General features: G+C 46.1%; 18 protein-coding genes and 1 pseudogene. 5 read left to right on the top strand and 14 right to left on the bottom strand.

Annotated elements, in window-relative coordinates; genetic code table 11:
- Positions 1-73: 73 nt before the first annotated feature.
- The 3 genes from rlmD to srfP all read right to left on the bottom strand — a co-directional run bounded on the left by rlmD (position 74) and on the right by srfP (position 6141).
- A complete protein-coding gene (gene rlmD / locus NSQ09_RS09545; protein ID WP_341031139.1) occupies positions 74-1459 on the bottom strand; it encodes a 23S rRNA (uracil(1939)-C(5))-methyltransferase RlmD in 1386 nt (461 codons plus the stop codon).
- Between the two features lie 309 nt (positions 1460-1768).
- A complete protein-coding gene (locus NSQ09_RS09540; RefSeq protein WP_003233894.1) occupies positions 1769-2680 on the bottom strand; it encodes a diacylglycerol kinase in 912 nt (303 codons plus the stop codon).
- A 323-nt stretch (positions 2681-3003) separates the two neighbouring features.
- Positions 3004-6141, bottom strand: a complete 3138-nt coding sequence (gene srfP, locus NSQ09_RS09535; protein ID WP_341031135.1) for a surfactin resistance protein SrfP — start codon at positions 6139-6141, stop codon at positions 3004-3006.
- A 131-nt stretch (positions 6142-6272) separates the two neighbouring features.
- Here srfP and NSQ09_RS09530 point away from each other — a divergent pair.
- A pseudogene (locus NSQ09_RS09530) lies at positions 6273-7143 on the top strand (TetR/AcrR family transcriptional regulator).
- Positions 7144-7157: 14 nt separating this feature from the next.
- Here NSQ09_RS09530 and gatB read toward each other — a convergent pair.
- Genes gatB through gatC form a run of 3 tightly spaced genes read right to left on the bottom strand, consistent with a single transcriptional unit; the run spans position 7158 to position 10365 of the window.
- Positions 7158-8588, bottom strand: a complete 1431-nt coding sequence (gatB, locus tag NSQ09_RS09525; RefSeq protein ID WP_003219444.1) for an Asp-tRNA(Asn)/Glu-tRNA(Gln) amidotransferase subunit GatB — start codon at positions 8586-8588, stop codon at positions 7158-7160.
- A gap of 13 nt (positions 8589-8601) precedes the next feature.
- On the bottom strand, positions 8602-10059 hold the full coding sequence (gene gatA, locus NSQ09_RS09520) for an Asp-tRNA(Asn)/Glu-tRNA(Gln) amidotransferase subunit GatA (RefSeq protein WP_003233901.1): 1458 nt from the start codon (positions 10057-10059) through the stop codon (positions 8602-8604).
- 15 nt (positions 10060-10074) lie between these two features.
- Positions 10075-10365, bottom strand: a complete 291-nt coding sequence (gene gatC, locus NSQ09_RS09515) for an Asp-tRNA(Asn)/Glu-tRNA(Gln) amidotransferase subunit GatC (protein WP_003219442.1) — start codon at positions 10363-10365, stop codon at positions 10075-10077.
- Between the two features lie 413 nt (positions 10366-10778).
- Here gatC and opuE point away from each other — a divergent pair, with 413 nt between their 5' ends.
- Together opuE and NSQ09_RS09505 are read left to right on the top strand one after the other, a co-directional pair.
- Positions 10779-12257: a proline transporter OpuE gene (gene opuE, locus NSQ09_RS09510; RefSeq protein WP_003233905.1), complete on the top strand. Its 1479-nt coding sequence runs from the start codon at positions 10779-10781 to the stop codon at positions 12255-12257.
- Positions 12258-12362: 105 nt separating this feature from the next.
- Positions 12363-13061, top strand: a complete 699-nt coding sequence (locus NSQ09_RS09505; protein WP_010886431.1) for an MgtC/SapB family protein — start codon at positions 12363-12365, stop codon at positions 13059-13061.
- 37 nt (positions 13062-13098) lie between these two features.
- Here NSQ09_RS09505 and NSQ09_RS09500 read toward each other — a convergent pair whose 3' ends face one another.
- The 5 genes from NSQ09_RS09500 to NSQ09_RS09480 all read right to left on the bottom strand — a co-directional run bounded on the left by NSQ09_RS09500 (position 13099) and on the right by NSQ09_RS09480 (position 20474).
- Entirely contained in the window at positions 13099-14109 is a 1011-nt protein-coding gene (locus NSQ09_RS09500) for a phosphotransferase enzyme family protein (RefSeq protein WP_341031132.1), read from the bottom strand.
- A 161-nt stretch (positions 14110-14270) separates the two neighbouring features.
- Complete coding sequence (locus NSQ09_RS09495; protein WP_003242795.1) at positions 14271-15461, bottom strand: CamS family sex pheromone protein; 1191 nt, start codon at positions 15459-15461, stop codon at positions 14271-14273.
- Positions 15462-15476: 15 nt separating this feature from the next.
- The gene (gene ligA, locus NSQ09_RS09490) at positions 15477-17483 is read right to left on the bottom strand and encodes an NAD-dependent DNA ligase LigA (RefSeq protein WP_041333598.1); all 2007 of its coding nucleotides are present in this window, start codon (positions 17481-17483) and stop codon (positions 15477-15479) included.
- A 23-nt stretch (positions 17484-17506) separates the two neighbouring features.
- Positions 17507-19726, bottom strand: a complete 2220-nt coding sequence (gene pcrA, locus NSQ09_RS09485) for a DNA helicase PcrA (RefSeq protein WP_015383008.1) — start codon at positions 19724-19726, stop codon at positions 17507-17509.
- A gap of 61 nt (positions 19727-19787) precedes the next feature.
- Positions 19788-20474, bottom strand: a complete 687-nt coding sequence (locus NSQ09_RS09480) for a heptaprenylglyceryl phosphate synthase (protein WP_014479073.1) — start codon at positions 20472-20474, stop codon at positions 19788-19790.
- A 263-nt stretch (positions 20475-20737) separates the two neighbouring features.
- Between NSQ09_RS09480 and NSQ09_RS09475 the strand changes: the two genes are divergently transcribed.
- The gene (locus NSQ09_RS09475; protein WP_041333595.1) at positions 20738-22315 is read left to right on the top strand and encodes an FMN-binding glutamate synthase family protein; all 1578 of its coding nucleotides are present in this window, start codon (positions 20738-20740) and stop codon (positions 22313-22315) included.
- Between the two features lie 37 nt (positions 22316-22352).
- Here the strand turns inward: NSQ09_RS09475 and NSQ09_RS09470 are convergent, their stop codons facing one another.
- Genes NSQ09_RS09470 through NSQ09_RS09460 form a run of 3 tightly spaced genes read right to left on the bottom strand, consistent with a single transcriptional unit; the run spans position 22353 to position 25434 of the window.
- Positions 22353-22667 (bottom strand): YerC/YecD family TrpR-related protein, encoded by a 315-nt coding sequence (locus NSQ09_RS09470; RefSeq protein ID WP_003219429.1) that lies wholly within the window; start codon positions 22665-22667, stop codon positions 22353-22355.
- Positions 22668-22669: 2 nt separating this feature from the next.
- Entirely contained in the window at positions 22670-23665 is a 996-nt protein-coding gene (locus NSQ09_RS09465; RefSeq protein ID WP_095843542.1) for a DUF3048 domain-containing protein, read from the bottom strand.
- Between the two features lie 26 nt (positions 23666-23691).
- Positions 23692-25434, bottom strand: coding sequence for an adenine deaminase (locus NSQ09_RS09460; RefSeq protein WP_095843541.1), 1743 nt, complete (start codon positions 25432-25434; stop codon positions 23692-23694).
- Positions 25435-25561: 127 nt separating this feature from the next.
- On the opposite strand from NSQ09_RS09460, the gene NSQ09_RS09455 reads away from it, so the two are divergent.
- Positions 25562-25789: a YgaP family membrane protein gene (locus tag NSQ09_RS09455; protein WP_003233931.1), complete on the top strand. Its 228-nt coding sequence runs from the start codon at positions 25562-25564 to the stop codon at positions 25787-25789.
- Positions 25790-25793: the final 4 nt, after the last annotated feature.

Below are 25793 nucleotides of genomic sequence, written 5' to 3'. Positions count from 1 at the left end.
AATTATTCAAGAAAAACCATGAAGTTTAGCCTTTCCAGTTATAACAATTAAAAAAGGCAAAACCCCCCAAGGGTTAGTTGCCTTCTCTAAGTTCAAGCAACGCAACACACTCCACATGATTCGTATGCGGAAACATATCCACAGGCTGCACTTCGCGCGTCTCATACCCGCCATCCTCAAGCACCTGCAGGTCTCTCGCAAGCGTGCCAGGATTACAGGACACATACACTACCCGCTTCGGCTTCATCTCCACAATTGTCCGCAGGAGGGCTTCGTCGCAGCCTTTTCTTGGCGGGTCGACGACTAGCGTATCGGCCGTGATGCCTTCTTCATACCACTTTGGAATCACGGTTTCCGCTTCACCGACCGCGAACTCAGCGTTTGTGATGCCGTTTAATTCAGCGTTGCGTTTGGCATCTTCAATCGCTTCCGGCACAATTTCTACACCGTACACTTTTTTCGCCTGCTTTGCCAGAAATAGAGAAATTGTTCCGATGCCGCAGTAGGCGTCAATGACGGTTTCTTCCCCTTGAAGCTCAGCGTACTCAAGCGCTTTGTCGTAGAGCACTTTTGTCTGCTCTGGGTTGACCTGATAGAACGATCTGGCGGAGATGGCGAATTTGACGTCTCCGATGAGGTCGTAGATGTATTCTTCGCCCCAGATGACGTTTGTTTCGTTCCCGAAGATGACGTTTGTTTTGTTCGGGTTGATGTTTTGCACGATGGATTTGACGTGCGGGAATTGCGCTGTGATGTCTTCGATGATCTTCGCTTTATGCGGAAAATCGTTCGTTCTTGTGATGAAGACGATCATCATTTCGCCCGTAACAACGCCGTATCTGACCATGATGTGGCGGAGCCAGCCTTTGTGGCGTTCTTCATTGTAGGCTTTGACACCGTATTTGGCGCAAATGTCTTTGACGGCTTGGACGGCTTCATCGTTTTTGGATTGCTGGATCAGGCAGGCGCTCATTTCGATGATGTCATGGCTTCTTTGCTGATAAAATCCCGCGACGAGTCCGCCTTCCCGTTCTCCTACCGGCACCTGTGCTTTGTTTCTGTAGTTCCAAGGGTCTTCCATGCCGAGTGTCGGGTGCACGGTGACGTTTGAAAGGTCCAGCTTGCCGATGCGTTCTAAGACGTCTTTGACTTGTTTCTGTTTAAACAGGAGCTGTCCTTCGTAGGTCATGTGCTGAAGCTGACAGCCTCCGCATTGCTTGTAAATCGGGCATGGGGCGTCCGTTCTATGCGGGCTTTCTTCCTTCAGCTCAATCAGACGGCCGAAGGCGAACCCTTTTTTGACGCGTGTCACTTTGATTTGGGCTTTTTCCTCCGGCAGGGCGTTCGGCACGAAGATCGGAAAGCCTTGGACCTTTGCGACACCCGCTCCTTCGTGTGTCAAATCCTCAAATGTCACGTCGTAGTATTCGTTTTTTTCTACTGGGGGTTTCATTTTCATGTATGTTCACCTCTTGTTTTAAGCGAAAGAAAAACTTGGCCTATTCAAGCCAAGTTTCAGCGTGTAGGCAAACCTTCGCATTCGTTGTCAGTCCTGTGCTTCGGTGCTCACGTAAAAAGACCAGCGGCTAAAAACTAGAGCGTCCTGCTCAAACGCCGCTGTCACCGCATCCTGCGGAAGTACGCTCCAATGCTCGTCCTTCCTAGACTTCAAAGGTTTTCAATCACGCTGAAAAGATGACAAAATCCTAAAACGAAAACTGTTTTAGGATTTTGTCAACATTCTGAGCTTGGCTTACAAAGCCAAGTTTTAGTCATCCAGCTGTTCCGCTTTCTCCTTCGGCATGACGACGTGAATGTGTCGATACAGATTCACGAATTCGCCCGGCAGCATGCCGCCGTACTCGCCGTCCAGGTTCAGCTGCATCTTTTCTGATACATTGACTTTCACGCGGTTCGCTTTTGTATAAATAATGTGCTGGTCGTTGATGTGTTCGCCGCGGAGCGCCATCGTTGCGACCCTGATAAATTCAGCAAGGTTTGCTTTCTTTAGTATCATCAAATCAAACATGCCGTCATTCAGGCTGGAATCCGGCGCGAGCTTTTCGAACCCGCCGACGGAATTTGTCAGCGTGACCAAAAACAGCATGATTTCACCTTGAAACAGCTTGCCGTCATATTCAATCTCGACTTCTGTCGGACGAAGTGAAGGCAGCATTTCCATTCCTTTTAAATAATAAGCAAGCTGGCCGAGCATTGTTTTCAGTTTGCTTGGCACGTCGTACGTCAGCTCCGTCAGACGGCCTCCTCCGGCGATATTGATAAAATACTGGCCGTTGACCTGTCCGATATCAATCGGGCGGGCAACGCCGTTAATGACCGTATCTGCCGCTTTTAAAATATCCTCTCGCGGAATGCCGAGCGCTCTGGCGAAGTCGTTTGTTGTGCCGACTGGAATGACACCGAGTGTCGGACGGTTGTCTAAAGGCGCAAGCCCGTTGACGACCTCGTTGATCGTTCCGTCTCCGCCTGCCGCAATGATCAGGTCAAACTCACGCAATGCCGCTTCCTTGGCAGCGTGTGTAGCGTCTCCTGCGCATGTCGTCGCATGGGTGGAGGTTTCATAGCCGGCTTGTTCAAATTTTTGCAGGACCTGGGCAAGATGCTTTTTAAAGATCTCCCGTCCTGAAGTCGGATTGTATATTATGCGTGCACGTTTCATTATCTCATCATCCTACTTAAGAGTATCCGATCCATTTTTACACTAACAACCTTTAATTATACTATGAGTTAAAAAAATCGCAACAAAATGTACATAATCTTACAGGTGAAAACGCACAAAAGCTCAAAACTGATTCTTGTTTTGAGCTTTTGTCATCCTTAACATTCTTTCAGCTTGATTGAAAACCCTTGTAGTCTAGGAAGGGGGAGCATTGGAGCGGAGCGAATGTAGAATTCGTGAGCACCGACGCGCAGACCTGACAACGAATGCGAGGGTTTTTCAACAAGCTGAAAGCCCCAGCAGAGCTGAGGCTTTTTGTTTTTTTACTCTTCTTCCGTTCCGGGTTTTTTCTTGCGGAACTTCGCCAATACTTCATATACGATTGGCACGATCAAGAGCGTCAGAAGCGTTGAACTGATCAAGCCGCCAATAACCGTGACGCCGAGTCCTTTTGAAATGACCTGGCTTCCGCCTTCGAAGCCGAGGGCTAATGGAATCAAGGCGCCGATTGTCGCAATGGCTGTCATCAGGATCGGACGGAGTCGTGTAGAGCCGGCTTCCAAGAGCGCTTCTCTCGTAGACAGGCCTTCCGCTTCCTTATGAATCACGCGGTCAATTAAGACAATCGCATTCGTGACAACGATACCGATCAGCATGAGCATACCGATCATTGCGTTCAGACTGATCGTTTCACCTGATACGTAAAGTCCGACCAGGGCACCGATGACTGTGAACGGCAATGAGAACAGAATCGCAAATGGCGCTAGTGCTCCGCCGAAGGTAATCACGAGCACAAGGTAAACGATCGCTATTGCTGCCAGCATCGCTAAACCGAGCTTCGTGAAGGAATCAGCGATATCCGCTGATACGCCGCCTGTGTCAATCGATACGTTATCAGGATGGTCAAGCTTATCGATTTTCTTCTGGATAGCAGCTGATACGGCTGTGACGTTGTCAGATGTAACCTCACCTGTGACATCCGCATAGACTTTTCCGTCACGTTTTGACACAGTATCTGATGTCGATCCTTCCTTCACTTTTGCCACATCGCCGATTTTGACTTCCTGGCCAGTCGCGGAAGTGATCTTTTTATTCTCTAAATCTTTCACACTCTTATACTCGTCTTTTTCTGTCTTAATGTTCACATCAAGCTCTTTGCCGTCTTTTTTCACGGTGGTGAACGGTTCTTGCGATGTTTGTGACATTAAGGCCTGAGAAATTTGAGACGCGGTTAAACCGAGTTTGCTTAGTTTTTCTTGGTCAGCGACAAATGTGTACTCATCATATGTGCTGGAAAGGCCTGAATTTACGTTTTTCAGATCCTTTTCATCTTTCATGATTTTTTCAATGTCTTTGACCGTATCTTTAATATCGTTTTCAGAATCGCCATACACATAGTATGTTAATTCGTTGTTATTGCCTGAAGAGCTGAAGTCCTGTGACTTCCATTCTCCGCGGTCAGATTGCTTTTGGATTTCCTTCAGAACGTTATCTTTTTCTTTATCAAAGTCAGGTGTGTCGCTTTCATATTTGATATAGAATAACGCACCGTTAGAATCTCCTCCAGCAAGCGGGCTGCCAGAGCCTAATGAATACTGAACCGTATCGACATGCTTGCGGTCAAGCAGGATTTTTTCTGCTTTTTCAGCTTCATTTTCGGCTTCTTTTTTCGTTTCACCCGGTTCTGGGCTGTATGTGAGCTGCATTGTTTTTTCTTCCTCGGACGGCAGATAGCTGGCACCGATTAACGGTACGAGGAACAAGCTTCCAAGGAGCATCAGAACAGCGATGATAGACGTGATCCATTTGTGGCTCAGCGCCCAGTTCAATACTTTTTTATAGATGTTTGCAAGTCTGCCAGGTTTGTGTTCTTTCGCTTTAATCGGCGCGCCCGTTAATGATTTTTTGAACAGGCTGTGTGCGAGCATCGGCACAAGGGTGATCGAAATCACCAGTGATGCGGCAAGCGCAAAAACAATCGTTAAGGCAAATGGAATAAACAATTCACCGATTTGTCCGCCAACAAGTGCGAGCGGCAGGAATACCGCGATTGTCACGATCGTCGATGACATGATCGGTTTAAACATTTCCTTCGTCGCTTCACGAACCAATGCTTTTCCGCGGAGCGGCTCATCTTTGAGTCTCATGCGGCGGTAAATGTTCTCGATGACAACGATGGAGTCATCGACTACACGTCCGATGGCAACGGTCATTGCGCCGAGCGTCATAATATTCAATGTGATATCAAGCTGCTGCAGCACAAGGAGTGCGATCAGCAATGATAATGGAATTGAAACTACCGAAATTAATGTTGATTTGATATCCCTTAAGAATAAGAGAATAATCACAATCGCAAAAATAGCACCGAAAATGGCTTTGCTTAACATCGTGTCAACTGACTGTGTGATCGGCTCCGCCATGTCGAGAGTTGCGCTGTAATTGAAGCCTTTATGGTCTTCTTTGAACTTCTTCAGCTCAGCTTTGACATCGTCGGCAACCTCTACCGTATTCGCATCGTTTGCTTTGACGATGTTGATGCCGATGCTGTCTTTGCCATTTGTGCGTGAAACGGATTCAGCTTTTTTCACATCTTTAATTGTAGCAATGTCAGAAAGCTTGACCGTCGGCACTGCTGTGCTTGCGCTTTGCTGCGCCTGTGCTGCCGCTTGCGCGCTCTGAGCTGCTTGAGATGCTGCGCTGCTGCCTGCACTTGAAGCAGATGCCGTCGGGATTCTCATATTCTTCAAATCTTTAATTGTTTCAATATCGCCGCTGACGACGACAGATTTTTCTTCATTTCCGAATGTGTACAATCCAAGCGGAGTTGTCACATCTGAACCTTGAATCACTTGCTTGACTGTATCTTCATCAAGGCCGTATTCCTTCAGTTTGTCTTCTTTGAAAGAGAATTCAACCTCTTCCACCTGCTGGCCTGATACTTGGACGGACGCAACGCCTTCTATGCCTTCAAGCTTAGAAACGAGGCTGTCCTCCACTTGTTTCGTCAGCTCTTGCAGATTATCTTTATCACTGGACACGCTCAGCGTCAGAATCGGGAATGAGTTCAAGCTGTAGCGTGAAATCTCCGGATCCTTCGCGTCATCAGGCAGGCTGACGTTTTCTAACGCTTCAGCTGCTTCTGTTTTCGCTTTGTCCATATCTTTCTCATAATCATATTCAATCATGACCGACGATGCGTTTTCATAGGACGTCGACGTCACAACACTGACACCGTCCAAGTTCTGCACGGCTTGTTCAACCGGTTTGGTCACTTCATCAGCCACTTGGCTTGGTGTCGCACCCGGATATGTCGTGCTGATCGTCAAGTAAGGCATATTCACGTCAGGAATAGACTCTTGCTTCATATTCATACCCGCATACAAGCCGGCTGCCGTTACAATAATCGTCATCAGCCATACGGCGAATTTGTTTTTCAGAACGAAATTAATAACGTGGTTCATCATATCCTCCATTACATTTTTTATTGACTGACTGGTCATTCTATATAATACTAAACGTTATAACGCAACAACGTCAACTCATATACCAGAAAATTTTACTAAATTTTTCAAGGATTAAGGGGAAGCACGTCATGAATGAAAAAAAAGAGAAAATCATAAAAACCAGCATTCGTTTATTTGCCAAAAAAGGATTTGCAGCTACGACGATCCAAGAAATCGCCAGCGAATGCGGCATTTCGAAGGGCGCTTTTTATTTGCACTTCAAATCGAAAGAAGCGCTGCTGTTATCTGCCTGTGAATATTATATCGGTATGTCTATGAACAAAATGAAAAATATAGAAGAAGATCTCGCCGGAAAGCCGCCTAAAGAAGTTTTGAAAAAGCAAATTGGCGCTCAATTTGAGGATTTTCGCGATCATAAAGATTTTATTGTTCTTTTGCTTACCGAAAATATCATTCCGGAAAATCAAGAAATCAAGCAATACTTTTACAAAGTAACCATGGAGACGGATAAGCTGTACCGGAACGCCTTGCTGTCGTCCTATGGAAAAGGAATCGAGCCGTACGTCGCAGATCTGTCCATCATGGCAAGAGGCATTGTGCATTCTTATATGAACGTGATGGTATTTAACGGTGAGCTTAATATCGATGCAGAAGAAATCTCAGCCTTTATTATTGAGAGACTGGATGATCTTGTACAGGGGCTGAGCCGTTCTGCACTCAATCCGATTGTGCCAAAAGACATTTTCAACCCGATGCCTGCGGGGAAAGACCAGCTGCTTGAGGACATTCAGAAAGTGAAAGAAAACAGCACGCTGTCCGAGGATATCACCGTGTCACTTGATGTTATCGAGGAAGAATTGACTCAGGATAAACCGCGCAAGCCGATTATTAAAGGCATGCTGTCCAATTTGACCGGAACCAACGACAAAGAAGTTGAAAGGCTTCGGGCCCTCATCTCTGTCTTTATCTCAATTTGACCATAAAAAAAGCAGCCTCTAAGGGCTGCTTTTTTATTAGCGTTTTTTAATTTCTTCAAGCAGAATTTTGTTGACCATCGGCGGGTTGGCTTGTCCTTTGGACGCTTTCATAATCTGTCCGACTAGGAAGCCGATCGCGCGGTCTTTTCCGTTTTTAAAGTCTTCGATTGATTGAGGATTGTTGTCAAGCGCCTCAGTGACAAGCTTCAGAAGCACGCCTTCGTCAGAAATCTGAACAAGGCCTTTCTCTTTCACAATCTTCTCAGCGTCGCCGCCTTTTTCAATCAATTCTTTAAACACTTTCTTCGCGATCTTAGAAGAAATGGTTCCTTTTTCAATCAATTTGATCATGCCGGCAAGGCCTTCAGGTGTCAGGGCAACATCGGCAAGCTCTTTTTGCTCAGCGTTTAGGTAAGCTGACACTTCACCCATCAGCCAGTTAGACGCTTGTTTGGCTTCAGCGCCTTTTTGAACGGTTTCTTCGAAGAAATCAGCCATTTCTTTTGTCAGCGTCAGAACCATCGCGTCATATGCAGGCAAGCCAAGCTCTTCGATATAACGCTTGCGGCGCTCATCCGGAAGCTCAGGAATGCTTGCTTTTACGCGTTCCTTCCATTCATCATCAATGTAGAGCTCGACTAGATCCGGCTCTGGGAAGTAACGGTAGTCGTCAGATCCCTCTTTGACACGCATAAGAATGGTTTTCTTCGTTGCTTCATCATAACGGCGAGTTTCTTGCTGGATGACGCCGCCGGAAAGAAGAACCTGCTCCTGGCGTTTTTCTTCATGCTCAAGGCCTTTTTGAACAAACGCAAAGGAGTTCAAGTTTTTCAATTCTGTTTTTGTGCCGAATTCCTCTTGGCCGATCGGACGAAGAGAGATATTGGCGTCACAGCGAAGTGAGCCTTCTTCCATTTTACAGTCAGAAACGCCTGTATACTGGATGATGGATTTCAGTTTTTCAAGATACGCGTACGCTTCTTCCGGCGTGCGGATGTCCGGCTCTGATACGATCTCAACAAGCGGCGTTCCTTGGCGGTTGAAGTCAACAAGAGAATAGCCGTCGCCCGTATGCGTCAGTTTTCCGGCATCCTCTTCAAGGTGAAGACGCGTGATGCCGATGCGTTTTGTTTTCCCGCCGACTTCAATTTCAATCCAGCCGTTTTCGCCGATTGGCTTATCAAATTGAGAAATCTGATACGCTTTCGGGTTGTCAGGATAGAAATAGTTTTTGCGGTCAAACTTCGTATCCGTTGCGATCTCACAGTTGAGCGCCATAGCGGCTTTCATTGCGAATTCAACGGCTTCTTTGTTCAGGACAGGCAGGACGCCCGGATATCCGAGGTCAATAACGCTTGTCTGCGTATTCGCCTCCGCGCCGAATGGCGTTGGAGAGCTTGAGAAAATTTTTGATTTTGTTTTTAACTCAACGTGGACTTCAAGTCCGATTACCGTTTCAAAGTTCAATTCTTTTCACCCCTTACAGTTCAGGTTTTGCTTTATGATGGTCTGTCGCTTGTTCAAATGCATGAGCAACGCGGTATACAGTGCTTTCGTCAAAGTGTTTTCCGATAATTTGCAGGCCGAGCGGAAGTCCGTCTGCTAATCCGCATGGCACGCTGATTCCCGGTACGCCGGCAAGGTTGACCGGAATCGTTAAGATATCGTTTGCGTACATTGTGAGCGGATCCTTCGTGTTTTCACCGATTTTAAACGCAGGTGTCGGTGTAGTCGGTCCAACAATAACATCATATTTTTCAAATACGTCTTCGAAATCCTTCTTAATCAACGTACGCACTTTTTGCGCTTTTTTGTAGTACGCATCGTAGTAGCCTGAGCTTAAAGCAAACGTTCCAAGCATGATGCGGCGTTTGACTTCATTTCCAAAACCTTCAGCGCGCGTTTGCTTGTAAAGGTCGATCAGGTTGTCTGCGTTGTCTGTGCGGTAGCCGTAGCGGATGCCGTCAAAGCGTGCAAGGTTCGCTGACGCCTCAGAAGATGACAGCAGGTAATATGTCGCAAGCGCGTATTTACTGTGCGGAAGAGACACTTCTTCCCATGTAGCTCCGAGGCCTTCAAGGACTTTTAGCGCTGCCAGGACAGATTCTCTCGCTTCTTTGCCGACACCTTCACCAAGGTATTCTTTCGGAACGGCGATTTTCAGTCCTTTGATGTCGCCAGTTAATGAAGAAAGAAAATCAGGCACATCCACATTTGCACTCGTGGAGTCCATTTTGTCTACGCCGGAAATCGCTTGAAGTAAAAACGCGTTATCCTCAACCGTACGTGTAATCGGCCCGATTTGGTCTAATGAAGACGCAAATGCGACCAGTCCGTAACGAGATACACGTCCGTATGTAGGTTTTAATCCGACAACGCCGCAGAAAGATGCCGGCTGACGGATGGAGCCGCCTGTGTCAGATCCAAGAGAAAACGGAACTTCTCCCGCAGCAACCGCAGCCGCAGATCCGCCGCTTGAACCACCGGGAACTGTTTCTAAGTTCCAAGGGTTTTTCGTCAGCTTGTAAGCTGAGTTTTCGGTAGATGATCCCATGGCGAATTCGTCCATGTTCAGTTTTCCGATTGTGACGGCTTCAGCGTCTTGAAGGCGTTGAACGACTGTAGCATCGTAGATCGGGTCGAAGTTTTCGAGAATTTTGCTGGAGCATGTTGTGCGCAGCCCTTTTGTTACGATATTATCTTTTACGCCGATCGGCATACCGAAAAGAAGACCATGCTCAGAACGGCCGTCAACCGCCTCATCGAGCTCCTTCGCGTATGCGCGCGCTCTTTCTTCATCTAATGCCAAAAAGGCTTGTACCTTATCATCAACCGCTTGGATGCGTTTATAAGATTCATCAACCAGATCAGAAATCTTAATCTCTTTTTTATGTATGAGCTGTTTTAATTCTGTGATTTTATGATCAAATAATGACATTCTTGTGTCCCTCCTTTAGTCCAGAATTGATGGCACACGAATATAACCGTCTTTATGGTCAGGCGCATTTTTCATGACATCCTCAACCGGAAGACCTTTACCCGCTTCATCTTCTCTCATGACATTTTTCATTTTCAGCACGTGAGTTGTAGGCTCCACATTGTCTGTGTTAACCTCATTAAGCTCCTCGGCAAATGAAATGATACTGTCGAGCTGTTCAGTGAACATTTTTGCTTCTTCTTCAGTAATCGCAAGTCTTGCAAGGTGCGCAACGTGCTTTACTTCTTCTATTGAAATTCGTGACATATGATCCACCTCCACATATTTCTCCGTTAAGTCATATAATACTGATCATATCAAAAACAAGCCCTTTAAAGCAACAAAACGCCTTAAGCCAGGCTTGTGTTTTCGAAACAATACCCTATATATTTTATACTAAAATGAGGCGAAGGAGAAACGAAATATTTTTCTGAATATTTTTACTTTAATTATTTTTTGAAAGCGTTTTATTCTTTATTCCCTTCTAGGTTTACAACGGTATTTCTCGCTCATGATCAAGGTTTCATCGCTTGAATGGCTGGGAATACTTTGTTAGGTTAAGTTACCAAGTGCACCCGCAAAAGAATTTCTTTTGTTTTGCACTTACGCCAGGCTGCTTAACTGGCACCATCAATTTGAGAGGTGATGCAACATTATTAGAAATGAAGAGAGGGTAAAACGTGAGTATTGAAATTATTATATCTTTAGGAATTTACTTTATTGCCATGCTGTTAATCGGCTGGTATGCATTCAAGAAAACCACTGACATCAATGATTACATGCTTGGAGGAAGAGGCCTCGGACCATTCGTTACTGCTTTGTCTGCCGGTGCGGCCGATATGAGCGGATGGATGCTGATGGGTGTTCCCGGCGCGATGTTTGCGACAGGGCTGTCCACCTTATGGCTTGCTTTAGGCCTTACAATCGGGGCGTACTCAAATTACTTGCTGCTGGCTCCAAGGCTGCGTGCTTATACAGAAGCGGCAGATGATGCGATTACAATTCCTGATTTCTTTGATAAACGATTCCAGCATTCTTCATCACTGCTGAAAATCGTATCTGCATTGATCATCATGATCTTTTTCACATTGTATACCTCTTCCGGTATGGTATCTGGCGGACGGCTGTTTGAATCTGCTTTTGGTGCGGATTACAAATTAGGCTTGTTTCTGACTACCGCGGTTGTCGTGTTATACACACTGTTTGGCGGTTTCCTTGCTGTCAGTCTGACTGACTTCGTGCAGGGTGCGATCATGTTTGCAGCACTAGTGCTTGTGCCGATCGTTGCTTTTACCCATGTGGGCGGCGTTGCTCCGACTCTCCATGAAATCGGCGCTGTTAACCCACACTTATTGGATATTTTTAAAGGCGCGAGCGTCATTAGCATTATTTCCTATTTAGCCTGGGGCTTGGGCTACTACGGCCAGCCTCATATCATCGTCCGATTTATGGCGATTAAAAACATTAAAGATTTGAAGCCTGCACGCCGAATCGGCATGAGCTGGATGATCATTACAGTTCTAGGTTCCGTGCTGACGGGTTTAATCGGTGTTGCATACGCCCATAAATTCGGAGTTGCTGTAAAAGATCCGGAGATGATTTTCATTATCTTCTCTAAAATCTTGTTCCACCCATTAATTACAGGGTTCTTATTGTCAGCTATTTTGGCTGCCATCATGAGTTCGATTTCCTCACAGCTCTTGGTCACAGCAAGTGCTGTAACAGAGGATTTATACCGGTCATTTTTCAGACGAAAAGCTTCTGATAAAGAATTGGTCATGATCGGGCGATTGTCTGTCTTAGTCATTGCCGTTATCGCGGTACTCTTGTCATTGAACCCGAACAGCACCATTCTTGATTTGGTCGGATACGCTTGGGCCGGCTTCGGTTCAGCTTTCGGACCTGCGATTCTGCTCAGTCTGTACTGGAAGCGAATGAACGAATGGGGCGCGCTTGCTGCCATGATTGTCGGGGCTGCAACCGTGTTGATCTGGATTACAACCGGCCTGGCAAAATCAACCGGTGTGTACGAAATTATTCCTGGGTTTATTCTCAGTATGATTGCCGGCATCATTGTCAGCATGATCACAAAACGTCCTGCAAAAGCCTCTTACCGATTATTCGGTGTCATGGAAAAGCTGTTAAAACGCAAAAAGTAAGCAATAAGCCATCAAGCGCAGCTTGGTGGCTTTTGTGCTCTTGTTTTGCTATAAATACTGTGAGAAAATCATATTTATTTAAAAACACCATAGAGAAGGGGGAAGTTGCTGTTGAGCTGGTACATTGATCCTGATATTTTATTGAAATTGGGCATTGCCACATTGATTGGCATGGTCATCGGGCTTGAACGCGAATTAAAAAATAAGCCGCTCGGATTAAAAACCTGTATTGTCATCGCAGTCAGCTCATGCATGCTGACGATCGTCAGTATTAATGCGGCATATCATTTCCCTAAATACTACCGCATCATGATGGATCCGCTTCGTCTGCCGGCACAAATCATCTCCGGCGTCGGGTTTATCGGAGCCGGTGTCATCCTGCGAAAAAGCAATGATGTCATTTCCGGCCTGACGACATCGGCCATGATCTGGGGGGCAGCGGGGCTCGGGCTTGCTACGGGAGCCGGTTTTTATAAAGAAGCGTTTGCCAGTCTTCTGTTCATCCTGATCAGCGTGGAATTTCTCCCATGGGTGGTCAGAAAAATCGGCCCCGACCGCCTGCAGGAAAAAGACATCCGCATCAGAATGTCACTTTCTGATAAAGATAAAATGACAGAGATTTTAAAAGAAATGAAAAGAAGAGATATCAAAGCACACTCCGTTCGGATCGACGACCTGGGCGAAAAGGATTTTCCAATTATGGAAGTGAAGGTCCGCGTCCATAAAAACAGATACACGACCGACGTCTACTATGACATTAAAGCCATTGAAGGCGTAGTCGGCGTGAAGTGTGATACATTATAAAAGCCAATGGGACTGGAATCCCATTGGCTTTTTCTATCTACACCAGTGCTGAAAAATCAAATGCTGTAATCGGCGTGCCATTCTCTATATCTCTTCTGAAACCGGCCAGCATTTCTTTTTCTTCTTCTCCTATTGTGTTAAGGTCAAACATCTGATGCAGCAATCCGTAAATCAGCACATGGCGAAGGCGGAGGAAATCAGGTATTATCATCAGCCATGCAGGGTCAAGCTCATTTTCCTCCCAGTACCCTTTCATAAAATGCGTCATAAATTCTTCTGTAAACGCAGTTTTATCATCATATGGCACAACAGGATACCACAGGACATTGTAGAGAAGAATGCTAATATCGTTAACAAACCAGTTGTAGCCGATATCATCAAAATCAAATGCCGTGATTTTGCCATGATCCCAGTTAAAATTGCCATGGTGCAGATCCGCATGCACCAAGCCGTAGCTGTCCTGGCTTTTCGGGAGCCTCCGCAGTTCATTCATCAAAGAATCGGCTTGCTGAAACACCTTTATCTGATCTTCAGGCACATATTTTCTCAGCTTTAATTGCTCCTCTTCATCCCATTCCTGTCTTTTGAAAGCGGGATTGCTCAATTTGTAGCTTTTTGTCAGGCTGTGCATGCTGCCTGTGTATCTGCCAAGCTCATAAAATAGCGTTTCATTCCAGTCCGATTCATCCACTTTTTGCCCTGGCGCTTTCTCATACACTCTCAATAAAAATGACCCGCCGTTTCCGTCCGGCACTGCTTCTACGTCATTTCCGTTCAGCGACGGGAGCGGTTTGGCTACTGAAATTCCCCCTATTGCAAGGTGACGGAGCCATTCCATCTCTCCCATTATATAATCAGAAGATCTCCGAATCGTATGGGTAATCTTTAAAATATAAGGTTGATTGTCTTTCATGCATTCATATACATAGTTTTCCGCATCAGCCAGAAAACGCACCTGATCTTTTGAGAAACCGTATCTCGCTGCAGCTTCTGCCAAAACCTGCTCTTCATGAAATATTTTTTTGATATCTTTATGCACGTCTAACATCCTTTCATTGCTATAGATTTGATAATGATTGTTTTCACACGATTTCCAGCATCAACATACCTCCCCTTGATTTGTGTTTCGGCAGAAGCGGAAATCATTTCCCTTTTCCTGTTAATTGTAACATAAAAACCCTTGTGCCAATATGGCACAAGGGTTTTCTATCAGTCATAAATGTGAACAGTCGGCTCTTTATCTCCGGCATTGCGGATAATGACCGCTTCCTGTCCGTCTGAGGACGTGATATTGACTTCGACATCAACTGAGCTCTTAGAGTAGTAGTCCATCACTTCACCCGTTAAGAACTGGGTAAACGCGACAACTTCACTTTTTCCATAGAATTGCATTGGTATGTCAATCTTCATTTTCTTCATTTCATCATTTTCATACAGCGCTGTACCGACAACGCCTGTATAGTTTGGGAAATATTCTTCAATTGAGTTTTTGAACCGCTTAAAGACCTCGGTGTCATCCGGGTACTTTTCTGCTGTGGTTGTATCCGCCGGATAGAATACATATTTTTCATTGATGTCATCCCAATTTGAGATATCAGTAGAGCCTGCTTTGACCTCTGTTTTGGCGATGAAGTTCCCCGGCACAATCGATGTTTTTGACGCCTGCTTGTAGAGCGCGACGGTAATCGGCACATTCTTCAAGTTATCTTTTTTGCGGAGGCGGTTAATAACCTCCTGTGCGATTTTTTCTCCCTGCTGGCGAAGCGTGCTGTCTTTAATCTCCACTTCTTTTTGCGGGTCGCCAGTTTTTTCACGATAGTAATACACTGAGTTTAACGCCAGTCCGATCATGACGCCGCCAAGCTGGATAGAATTCTTGTCTTTTCTGACTAAATAATCGTGCTCAAGCATGGATGCTAAATAAATCGGGCTGCTTTCGTTCTTTTCTTCTGTTGAACCAGAGCTCGGGAGCGCCGGGTTCAAGCCTTCATTTTTGAAGTTTTTATCTTCTTTTTCGGCTTTTTTCAAATCAGAGCCCGTTTTTTTCCGTGCCAGCCAGCTTAATACTGTATCCTCATCTAAATATTGTCCTTCTTGGAACAGATAATCGTCAGTCGAGAAAGAATCTTGGGCAAGACGCATCAGCCCTGTTTCAAACTCGTCAATGTCCAGCCTAGTATTCAGCTGTTCCGTTGTTAAGCCGCGCGCTTTGCCTGCCTTAAACGGCAGCACCATTTTGTAATAGGAGTCAGAGATATTATATTTCGGGACAATCGCTTTTTCTGACGATTTCGCCGTCTTTTGCGTAATCTCTTCCTCCTTCTCCCCCCCGAAACCTGACGAGCAGGCAGACAGCATTAATACTGCCGCCGTTGCCGCCAATGCCAACGTCTTTTTCAATAGAAAACACTCCTCTTATTTCTTTAGCTCTCCCATTAACTGTTCTTCATTCCACACTTCAATGTTCAGCTCTTGTGCTTTTGTCAGCTTGCTTCCCGCTGCTTCTCCGGCGATGACTAAGTCTGTGTTTTTGCTGACGCTTCCAGTCAGCTTTCCGCCCAGCGCTTCGATTTGCGCTTTGGCTTCGTTTCTTGACAGCTCTTCCAGCTTTCCTGTCAGAACAATTGTTTTACCGGCAAAGTAAGAGTCGCTGTCCTCTGCTTTTACTTTTTTCGGGCCTTTGTAGAGCGTGTTTACGCCCAGCTCCTGAAGTTCATTCAAGAGTTCAAGCATTTCTTCTTTATGAAAATAGGTGATCACAGCATCAGCCATTTTTTCACCGATTTCATCTACCGCGAGAAGTTCCTCTTTAGAGGCTTTTTTCAGGTTCTCCAAGCTTTCAAAATGCATGGCGAGCGTCTTTGCGGCCTTTGATCCGATAAAACGGATGCCAAGCCCAAACAGCAGGCGCTCTAACGAATTTTCTTTTGATTTTTGGATGGAGCTGATCAGGTTTTCAGTGGACTTTTCACCCATGCGCTCGAGCTGGATGACTCGTTCCTTCGTCAGCTTATATAAATCTGCCACATTGCGGACAAGGTTTTCCTCAAACAGCTGTGTGATCACTCGTTCGCCGAGCCCGTCAATGTTCATGGCATTCCGGGAAACGAAATGGATCAGCCCTTCCCGGATTTGCGCCGGACATTCAGGGTTAATGCAGCGAAGCGCCACTTCTCCTTCGATCCGGACGAGCTCACTGCCGCATTCAGGACATTCCGTCGGCATGCTGAATTCCTTTTCTTCTCCTGTGCGCTGTTCAACGAGGACATTCACAACTTCCGGGATGATATCGCCCGCTTTTTTGACGACAACCTTATCCAAAATCCGAATGTCCTTCTCTTTAATTAAATCTTCGTTATGAAGGGATGCTCTTGAGACCGTTGTGCCGGCAACTTTTACCGGCTCAAGAATCGCGGTCGGCGTGATCACACCCGTTCTGCCGACATTTAATTCGATATCAAGAAGCTTCGTCACGACCTCTTCAGCAGGAAACTTATACGCGATGGCCCAGCGCGGGCTTTTCGCCGTAAAACCGAGCTCCTCCTGCTGATCGAGAGAATCGACTTTAATGACAATGCCGTCTATTTCATACGGCAGGTCTGCGCGCTTCGCCTGAAACTCATCGATCAGCACTATGACTTCTTCTATGCTGCCGCATTTTTTTCGTTCCTGATTCGTTTTAAATCCGAGTTCGTCGAGAAAATCAAGCCCCTGGCTTTGCGTCTCCACACCCATCTCGTCAAGCTCCGCTATACTGTAGACGAAGATATCGAGGTTTCGTTTCGCTGCAATTTTCGGATCAAGCTGTCTAAGTGATCCCGCCGCGGCATTTCGCGGATTAGCGAACGGTTCTTCCTCATTTTTAATTCGTTCCTCATTGAGTGCTTCAAACGAACGTTTCGGCATATACGCCTCTCCGCGCACTTCGATTGACAGCTCACGGTTCATTTTAAGGGGGATATTGCGGATCGTCTTCAGGTTCTCCGTAATATCCTCTCCCGTCGTTCCGTCACCTCTTGTGGCCCCTCTGACAAAATAGCCGTCTTCATAACGGAGAGAAACAGCAAGACCGTCTATTTTCAGCTCCACATTATACGCCACATCGTCGCCGACGGCTTGGCGCACACGGCGGTCGAAATCACGAAGATCATCAGCATTAAAGGCGTTGCCCAGACTGAGCATCGGTGTGCCGTGGGTGACTTTCTGAAACGCTTCAAGCACGGCTCCGCCGACGCGCTGCGTAGGAGAGTCAGGCGTTCTGAGGTCTGGGTGCTCATCCTCGATCGCAATCAGCTCCTGCATCAATCTGTCGTATTCGGCATCTGGGACGCTCGGTTCATCTAAGGTGTAATATTCATAGCTATACTTGTTGATGGTGCGGCGCAGTTCTTCTGCCCGCTGCTTCGCTGTTTCTTTGTCCATCTGCTTCTTCCTTTCCTCTTCAATTACTGCTTTTCAATAGGAGCAAATGCTGCTAACAGGCGTTTCACGCCGACAGGGCTCGGGAAGGCAATATCAAGCTCTGTCCCTTCTCCTTCGCCTTTCACGCTGACGACAGTTCCTGTTCCCCATTTTTTATGGCCCGCCTTATCTCCGACTGCCCAGTTCAAGGTGTCGCCGCCTGTTTTGCTGGCGTAGGATACCGGGCGTGAAACAGGGCCGCGTCTCGGCTGCATTTTTCTCGCAGACGTCGCTCTCGTTTCTTTTTTCTCATTTAGGTTTTCCAATAAATCATCCGGTATTTCAGCAATGAAGCGAGATTCCGGGTTCATATTTGTCCGGCCAAACAAGGTGCGCATTTTAGCATTGGTCAGATAAAGCTCCTGTTCCGCCCTTGTAATCCCAACGTACGCAAGGCGGCGTTCTTCTTCCATTTCCGCTTCCTCCATGAGTGAACGGCTATGCGGGAAGACTCCTTCTTCAAGCCCCATCAAGAAAACAACCGGAAACTCCAGTCCTTTCGCGGCGTGCAGTGTCATCAGGGTGATCGCATCCTTGCCGCCTGACTCTTCCTCCTTCTGATCGAGCTGATCAATATCTGCGATCAGCGCCAAGTCTGTCAGGAACGCAACGAGTGTCTTGTCTTCACTTTTCTGTTCAAAGTTTTTCGTAACAGACAGGAACTCGTCGATATTTTCTAAACGGCTTTGGGCTTCGATCGATTTCTCCGCCTTCAGCATTTCTCTGTATTCCGTCTTATCAAGAATTTCTTCTGTCAGCTCTGTAATGGATAAGTAATCCTGCATATTGGTCAGGTTTTCAATCATCTGTCTAAAGCTGTCAAGCGCGTTTGCCGCTTTGGCACTGACGCCGATAAAATCAACCTGCTGAATCGCTTGGAAAAATGACAAACCGTTTATGGCCGCATACGAAGCGATTTTTTCAAGTGATGTCGCGCCGACTCCGCGCTTCGGCACATTGACAATGCGCGTGAAACTGATATCGTCATCCGGATTGGATACGAGGCGCAGGTACGCAAGAATGTCTTTAATTTCTTTTCTGTCATAGAACTTTGTGCCGCCGACAATGTTATAGTTCAAGCCCGCTTTGAGAAGCGTTTCCTCAATCACACGGGACTGCGCGTTTGTCCGGTATAATATGGCGATATCAGACAGCTTCCGCTTGCCTGAGCTGTGAAGCTGATGAATTTTACCGGCCACAAACTGTCCTTCTCCGAATTCATTATCACCGCGATAATAGGAAATTTTTATGCCTTCATCGTTTTCCGTCCACAAATTTTTCGGTTTGCGGTTAGAGTTGTTTTTAATGACCTCGTTTGCCGCACGCAAAATCCGTTTCGTTGAACGATAGTTTTGTTCTAGCAAAATCACGCTTGCATTCGGATAATCTTTTTCAAATGAAAGGATGTTGGTGATATCCGCGCCGCGCCATCTGTAGATTGACTGATCAGAATCCCCCACAACGCAAAGGTTCTGGAAACGCTCGGCAAGCTGCTTAACAAGCATGTATTGCGCCCTGTTCGTATCCTGATACTCATCAACATGGATGTATTGGAATTTGCGCTGATAAAATTCAAGTACTTCCGGCACTCGGTCAAACAGTTTAATCGTCGTCATAATCAAATCGTCGAAATCGAGCGACTGGTTTTTCAATAGCTTCTTCTGATAATCAGCATATACATCGCTGACCACCTGATCGTAGTAGCCGCCAGCAACTTTAGAGAATTCCTCCGGTTCGGTCAATTCGTTTTTCGCACTGCTGATCGTACCGAGGATGCTTCTCGGGTCAAACTTCTTCGGATCAAGATTGCGCTCCTTCAAAATCCCCTTGATCACTGAAAGCTGGTCAGCCGTATCAAGGATGGAGAAATTTCGGTTGATCCCAATCCGGTCGATATCTCTGCGCAAGATCCGCACGCACATGCTGTGGAATGTGGAAATCCAGATATCGTCCGCGCCGGGTCCGAGGATGCTTTCCACACGTTCTTTCATTTCGCGTGCCGCTTTATTTGTAAATGTGATCGCCAGAATGTTCCACGGCGCCACATGCTTTTCCGCCATTAAATAAGCAATTCTGTGTGTCAGGACACGCGTCTTTCCGCTTCCCGCTCCCGCCATCAGCAAAAGAGGCCCGTCCGTTGTTTTGACTGCTTCCTGCTGAACGGGGTTTAAACCGCTTAGTAATTGATTGCTAATATAATTCAAAATTTGTTCACCCGCCTATACAAAACATATGTTCTATCATAAACCAAATCCGTACAATTTACTACTCGCCTTTCACAGCCGCTACTGTTTTCAAAGCCCTGTCAAAATCTTCATACACAGCATTGCCTACAACGATCACGTCCGCATGCTCTGCGTACTGTTTGGCCGTTTCCGCATCCTTGATGCCGCCCCCATAAAACAAGGTTGACGTTTCCAATACAGCCTTCGTTTTCTTGACAGCTTCTATGTCTCCAAGCATGCCGCTGTATTCTAAATAAAAAATCGGCAGTTGCAGCAGCTCCGACACACGCGCATAGGCGACAATATCATCCATATTCAGATCGGCGTCCGCTTCAGTCAGTGCCGCGGCTTTGCAATCTGGATTTGCGATGCAGTAGCCCTCCGCCACGATTTCTTCCATAGACATCAGTTCTCCGTATTCCTTCATGGCTTTCTGGTGCATTCCGACAATCCAATCCGCGTTTTTGCTGTTTAATACACTCGGAATAAAATATAAGTCAAAGCCGGGAACGATCGCTTCAATCGCTGATACCTCAAGGACACACGGCACCAAAAACCGTCTTACCTTAGACATCATCCGCAGGACATTATCCTCTGTTACACCATCACTGCCTCCGATAATGACCGCATCCGTTCCTGATTCGCAAAGAATCTCCAGCTGTTCGTCAGGCAAATCTTTATTTGGATCGAGTTTAAAGACATGCTTCCACTCCGTTACATCGTACACGTCATACGTTCCTCCATTCGTTTGTTACCATTTAAACATTATAACAAATTCACATAGCGCGGAAAAACGGAAAAAGCCGTTAATCTCGTTATTCACTGAAAAAGGTGTTTTGATTCTATTTTCATAAAAAAGAGAGCATATGGCAGTACCTGCATGGTGAGTCCTGTATCGGCAGGAGCACACATTTTTCACCAGATTCCTTCTGCTATTGTTTGGAAAGTGTTCTACTGTGGAAATGGTTACATAAAAAGGGAGGCTGAGAGATGGAAACCATCATAATAGCACTCATCGCATTTATCATTGGGATCATCGCTATCCCGATCGTCTTGTTTGCCTGGATCTACATAAAGGATGAAAAACAGCAGGAGCACTCAATTCTTCGCAACTATCCCGTCATCGGAAGGTTTCGGTATATCCTTGAAAAAATCGGGCCGGAGCTCAGACAGTATTTATACAGCAATGACAATGAAGAGCAGCCATTTTCACGAAAGGAATATGAGCAAACCGTCATCTCCGGCAAATACAAAAGCAGAATGATGGGCTTTGGATCTGTAAGAGATTTTGATAAACCTGGCTATTATATCCGTAACGCTATGTTTCCAAAACAAAGGGAAGAAATGCATGTAAATCAAACGCCAAAAATTGAAACCCAAATCTATAAAATGGATGCTGACAATCTGTTCAAACGCAAGGAGCATGCCGAACATATCAAGGCAGACCCGTATTTTCTCCATCCTGATGATGTACAGGTGATTGGCGAGCGTACATGCGAGAAGCCATTTTATGTGAAGGGCTTAGTCGGCCAGTCTGCCATGAGCTACGGCTCTCTTGGAGAACGGGCTGTTACGGCGCTCTCAAAAGGGCTCCACCAGGCAGGCGGAACCTGGATGAATACAGGTGAAGGAGGATTGTCTGAGTATCACTTAAAGGGCGGCGCCGATATCATTTGCCAAATCGGACCGGGCCTATTCGGCGTGCGCAAAAGAAACGGGGAATTTTCATGGGAGGAATTTAAAAGAAAAAGCAGGATTGACCAGATTAAAGCGTTTGAGCTAAAGCTGGCACAAGGAGCGAAAACCCGCGGCGGCCATGTGGACGGCGCCAAAGTATCAGAGGAAGTGGCAGACATTCGGAATGTCGAACCTGGAAAGTCGATTGACAGCCCGAACCGTTTTTATGAATTCTCAAACCCTCCTGAAATGCTCGATTTTATTGAAAAACTTAGAGATGTCGGGCGAAAGCCAGTCGGCATCAAACTTGTCGCAGGGCATCCTGAAGAATTGCATGAGCTTTTCTCTTATATGCAGAAAAGCGGAAAGCATCCGGATTTTATCACGATCGACGGAAGTGAAGGCGGTACCGGAGCTTCCTTTTACGAGCTCGCGGATACAGTCGGCCTTCCGATTATGACAGCGCTGCCTATTGTTGACACGCTTCTTAAACAGTACGGCTTGCGCAGCCAGCTGAAAATCTTTGCTTCCGGAAAGCTCCTGACTCCTGATAAAATCGCGGTAGCCTTAGCCCTCGGCGCTGACTTTGTCAACATCGCACGCGGCATGATGTTTTCCGTTGGCTGCATCCGCGCTCTCGTCTGCCACACCAACACCTGTCCGGCAGGTGTGGCGACGACAGATCCGAAATTGCAAAAAGCGTTGAGCGTTGAGGAAAAACAGCATCGTGTCTGCAACTACGTTATTTCCCTGCGCGAGGGGCTGTTTAACCTTGCAGCCGCAGCAGGGATCAATTCGCCGATTCATTTTTCCAAGGAGCATGTTGTCTATCGGAAAGAGGATGGCAGTCTCATCGATATCGACAACCTGATCCATCAATTTGTTTCATAAAGAAACCGCCCTTGCCGAACGGCAGGGCGGTTGTTTATTATTTTGAAGAAGACTCAGTTTCCGTCTCTTTCACACGGTCAAGCGCCATTTCATAAGCGTCATTCCCGTAATTTAAGCAGCGTTTCACACGGGAAATCGTAGCCGTGGAAGCGCCTGTTTCTGTTTCAATCTTATGATACGTGTTTCCTTCGCGAAGCATGCGCGCCACTTCAAGGCGCTGAGCCAGCGATTGAATTTCGTTAATTGTGCATAGATCATCGAAGAATCGGTAACATTCCTCCAGGTCTTTCAGCGATAAGATCGAGTTAAATAACTGGTCCAGCTCTTTGCCGCGTAATTTATCGATTTGCATCGTTACACACCTTCTCCTTTACTAATGGAAGCCGCATCAAGATCAGGTACGATATTGATCCAAGTCTTTCCTGGCACAAACGGAAGCCACTTGCCGTCTTTTATCGGCACAATTCTGCCATTCACTTGTTTCCAGTCTGTTTCAATGACGTTTCCGTGCTGAAACAACAGACCTTTTCCTCCTGATTCCAAGTCGATGTCCCGCCTTCCATCTTGATCAATAATATGATGGCTGGCTTCAACAATGAAAATATTTTGCATTGCAACCGGCTTTCCGGTTTCCCGGTCTGTCGTTATGACACCATCAGAGCTTCTTGTATAAGATTTAGCTTTTTTATCATAGTTGTATTCGACAAGATTTGTAACGTTTTTTGTTCCATAATCTACCCGAACATTGTAAGATTCATTTGCAGGTTTTGCATCTGATGTTTGAAACAGCAGCGGATTTGTTTCCTGCTTCAGCTTATAACCCTTTTGTTCCGCCGCCTTTTTTATGTAATCATAAGACGTATAGGAATTGTGGGGCGGTTTGCTGAAATCAGCTCTCCAAAATAAGCTTCCGTCAAAATCCAATCCGTTCATATAATCGGCAGCTCCGGATTCCAGCTGCTTTTTGGCGCCGGGACTCCAGCCGTGATGGACAAATATGCTGTCAAAGCCATTGCTGAGAGTGACGAAATATTCCCGCGCGCTCCGCACAGGTCCGACAGTTTCAGGCATCTGGCTTTGGAAAATGGCCAGAAATCTTGTGATTTGCCCTTCGGCTAGCGCTTCTATGACAATGTCGGCTTTAGACAGACCCGACTGCGGCCTCGCCTTCGGGTGATTGTTCACCACAACAGCAACAGGCCGGCGTTCAGTCGCCTTCTGTTCAGTCTTTAGCCCCGTTAAAGGAGCTTTCAGCTTCTTTGCAGTATCCGGGACAGCATCCTTCTGCTGGCAGGATACCAGCAGAAAAAACACGAAACACAGCGCGCAAACTGTCATCCATTTTTTCATATGTCGGCTCCCTGCTCTTTTATATTTTAACGCATTATCGATGGAAAGAGTACAGTTTTTTTCATGACGTCGAAGATTCCTCTTGGCGTAATACGTATATACGGAAGGTGCGTACTTTGCAAAAAGAGCAGCGTATAGATAGGATCGCAAAACTCATAGCCTCTTTCAGTCAAAAGATCTCTCAGCTTTTGTTCCTTCTCAAGCACGTCTTCATACGCTTCCGAAGAGGCGCAGCCGCACAGCGCAAGCGGGATTTCATGCAGAATGTTTCCGTTCTCCGCTAAAACAATTCCTCCTCCGATTTCTTTCATGCGGGCAAAAGCGAGCAGCATATCTGCTTTATTTTTTCCAATCGCGACAATGTCGCCCGTCGTCGTAAAGGAGCTTACAAATCCCTGCACGCTTGAGGCAAACCCTTTTATCATCGTATTGACGCGCCATTTCCCTTGTCTGTCGAGCATCGTCAAATAACTTTCATCATGGTCAAACGAGAGCTGTTCCATCGAATTGTCGATCTCAATCATATACGGCTCCATAATGACCGCATTCCGCATTTTCACGCCCATCGGCATAGAAAACTGCAAGTCATCCATCGTCATATCATATGAAAGCTCAAGCGGGACAAGACCGCCTTTGTGCCAGTCCGTCTTTGTAAACGCCTTCAAATCACAGCCGTCTTCACGCAGAATGGTCCCTTTTGACAGAACAGTCACGGGATTCGGATTTAACGGATCTTCCAATATGTTCAGCGATGCCAGTCTGCCCGGTCCGACAACTCCTAAATAATCATCCATTTGGTAATACTTTGCGATATTAAATGATGCCATATTGTAGGCATCGATTGCAGGTACGCCTTCTTCTAACGCGATGCGAATCAGCTCGTTTGTCATGCCGCCTTTATAGAAATTCGGGGTTGCGCCATCTGTCGTGAAAAAGAAGTGGTCATAATAGCGGAAGCCCTTCTCATGCAGCTCCTGCAAGATTTTTCTTACATCAGGGCGAATGGAAGAGTTCCGAAGGGAAACATAATAGCCCAGTTCCAGCCTTCTCATCACTTCATCACCTGTCATCGCTTCATGATCACAATCCGCTCCGAACAGCTTCATTTTTGTAAGCGTTTTATCAGAAGCGCCGGGAAAATGCCCTTCAATGCGTTTTCTCTGTTTCTTTGTAGCTTGCATACAGTGGAGCATTAAATCATCACCATCTACCAGGCGAGGCCATCCGGTCATTTCTCCGCCTTGAATCACATCCGGATGTTCAATCCACTGTTTTCTGACGTCAAATGGAAGGACGTGGTCCTCGTTCAGAACCTCGGTCTGGAGGTCATAGCGTGACCACCAAAAATACTGGACAGGCTGCTTTTTGAGTTCATTCAAAATCGTAAGCGCTTTCTTTTTTCCGCTTTGCAAAAGCAAAAATAAGTTATCATTCACAAATGTCGTTGTTCCGTATTGAGACACATATTCCGCCAGTGTTTGGGGATTATATATTTGAAAAGGATGTGCGTGCGGTTCAATATAACCTGGCACAATGTATTTTCCTTCACAATCAATCGTATGAATTTCTTCGGCTCTATTCGGAAGTTCATGACCCACATAAACAATGCGGTCCTGATAAATCCAAATGTTTTTTTTCAGCCATTGTTTTACATATGGATTTAAGACGAGAGCATTCCGTAAAAGGAGCGTTGGAAGCAGCTTTGAGTCTACAACATCAACCTGTGCCCTGATGTCTTTGTTTTTCCAGTTAAAGGTGCGTTCGGACATTCACATACTCTCCTTTACATGTATTAGACTCATGGTATCACATCCTTCCTCATCATGCACGATAAAAACGTTACAAATTTTTGAAGGTTCGGTTAAAAAACTTTTTAAGTAAAAGGAGCGGATTTCCTTGAAGCCAAACATCAGTCTCATCAATGCCGTGTTCAGAATCGCCTGCGGATTGACGATTATGTCAGCCGCCAGTGCAAAGTTTACGAAAAAACCTTGGTGCAGAATGCATCTCTTTTACATCTTTATGGGGGCCATGAAAGCGGGTTCGGGAATCTTGCGCTTCTGTCCTGTGACCTACATGTTTCAACACAGCGATTCTGGAAATAACGAGCATCAAAACGGATAAATGG

Origin of the sequence: Bacillus sp. FSL W8-1202, assembly GCF_038006165.1 — a bacterium.
Lineage (GTDB): Bacteria > Bacillota > Bacilli > Bacillales > Bacillaceae > Bacillus > Bacillus subtilis.
The sequence above is the reverse complement of the archived record's forward strand: the minus strand, read 5'-3'. Positions and strand labels throughout refer to the sequence as shown.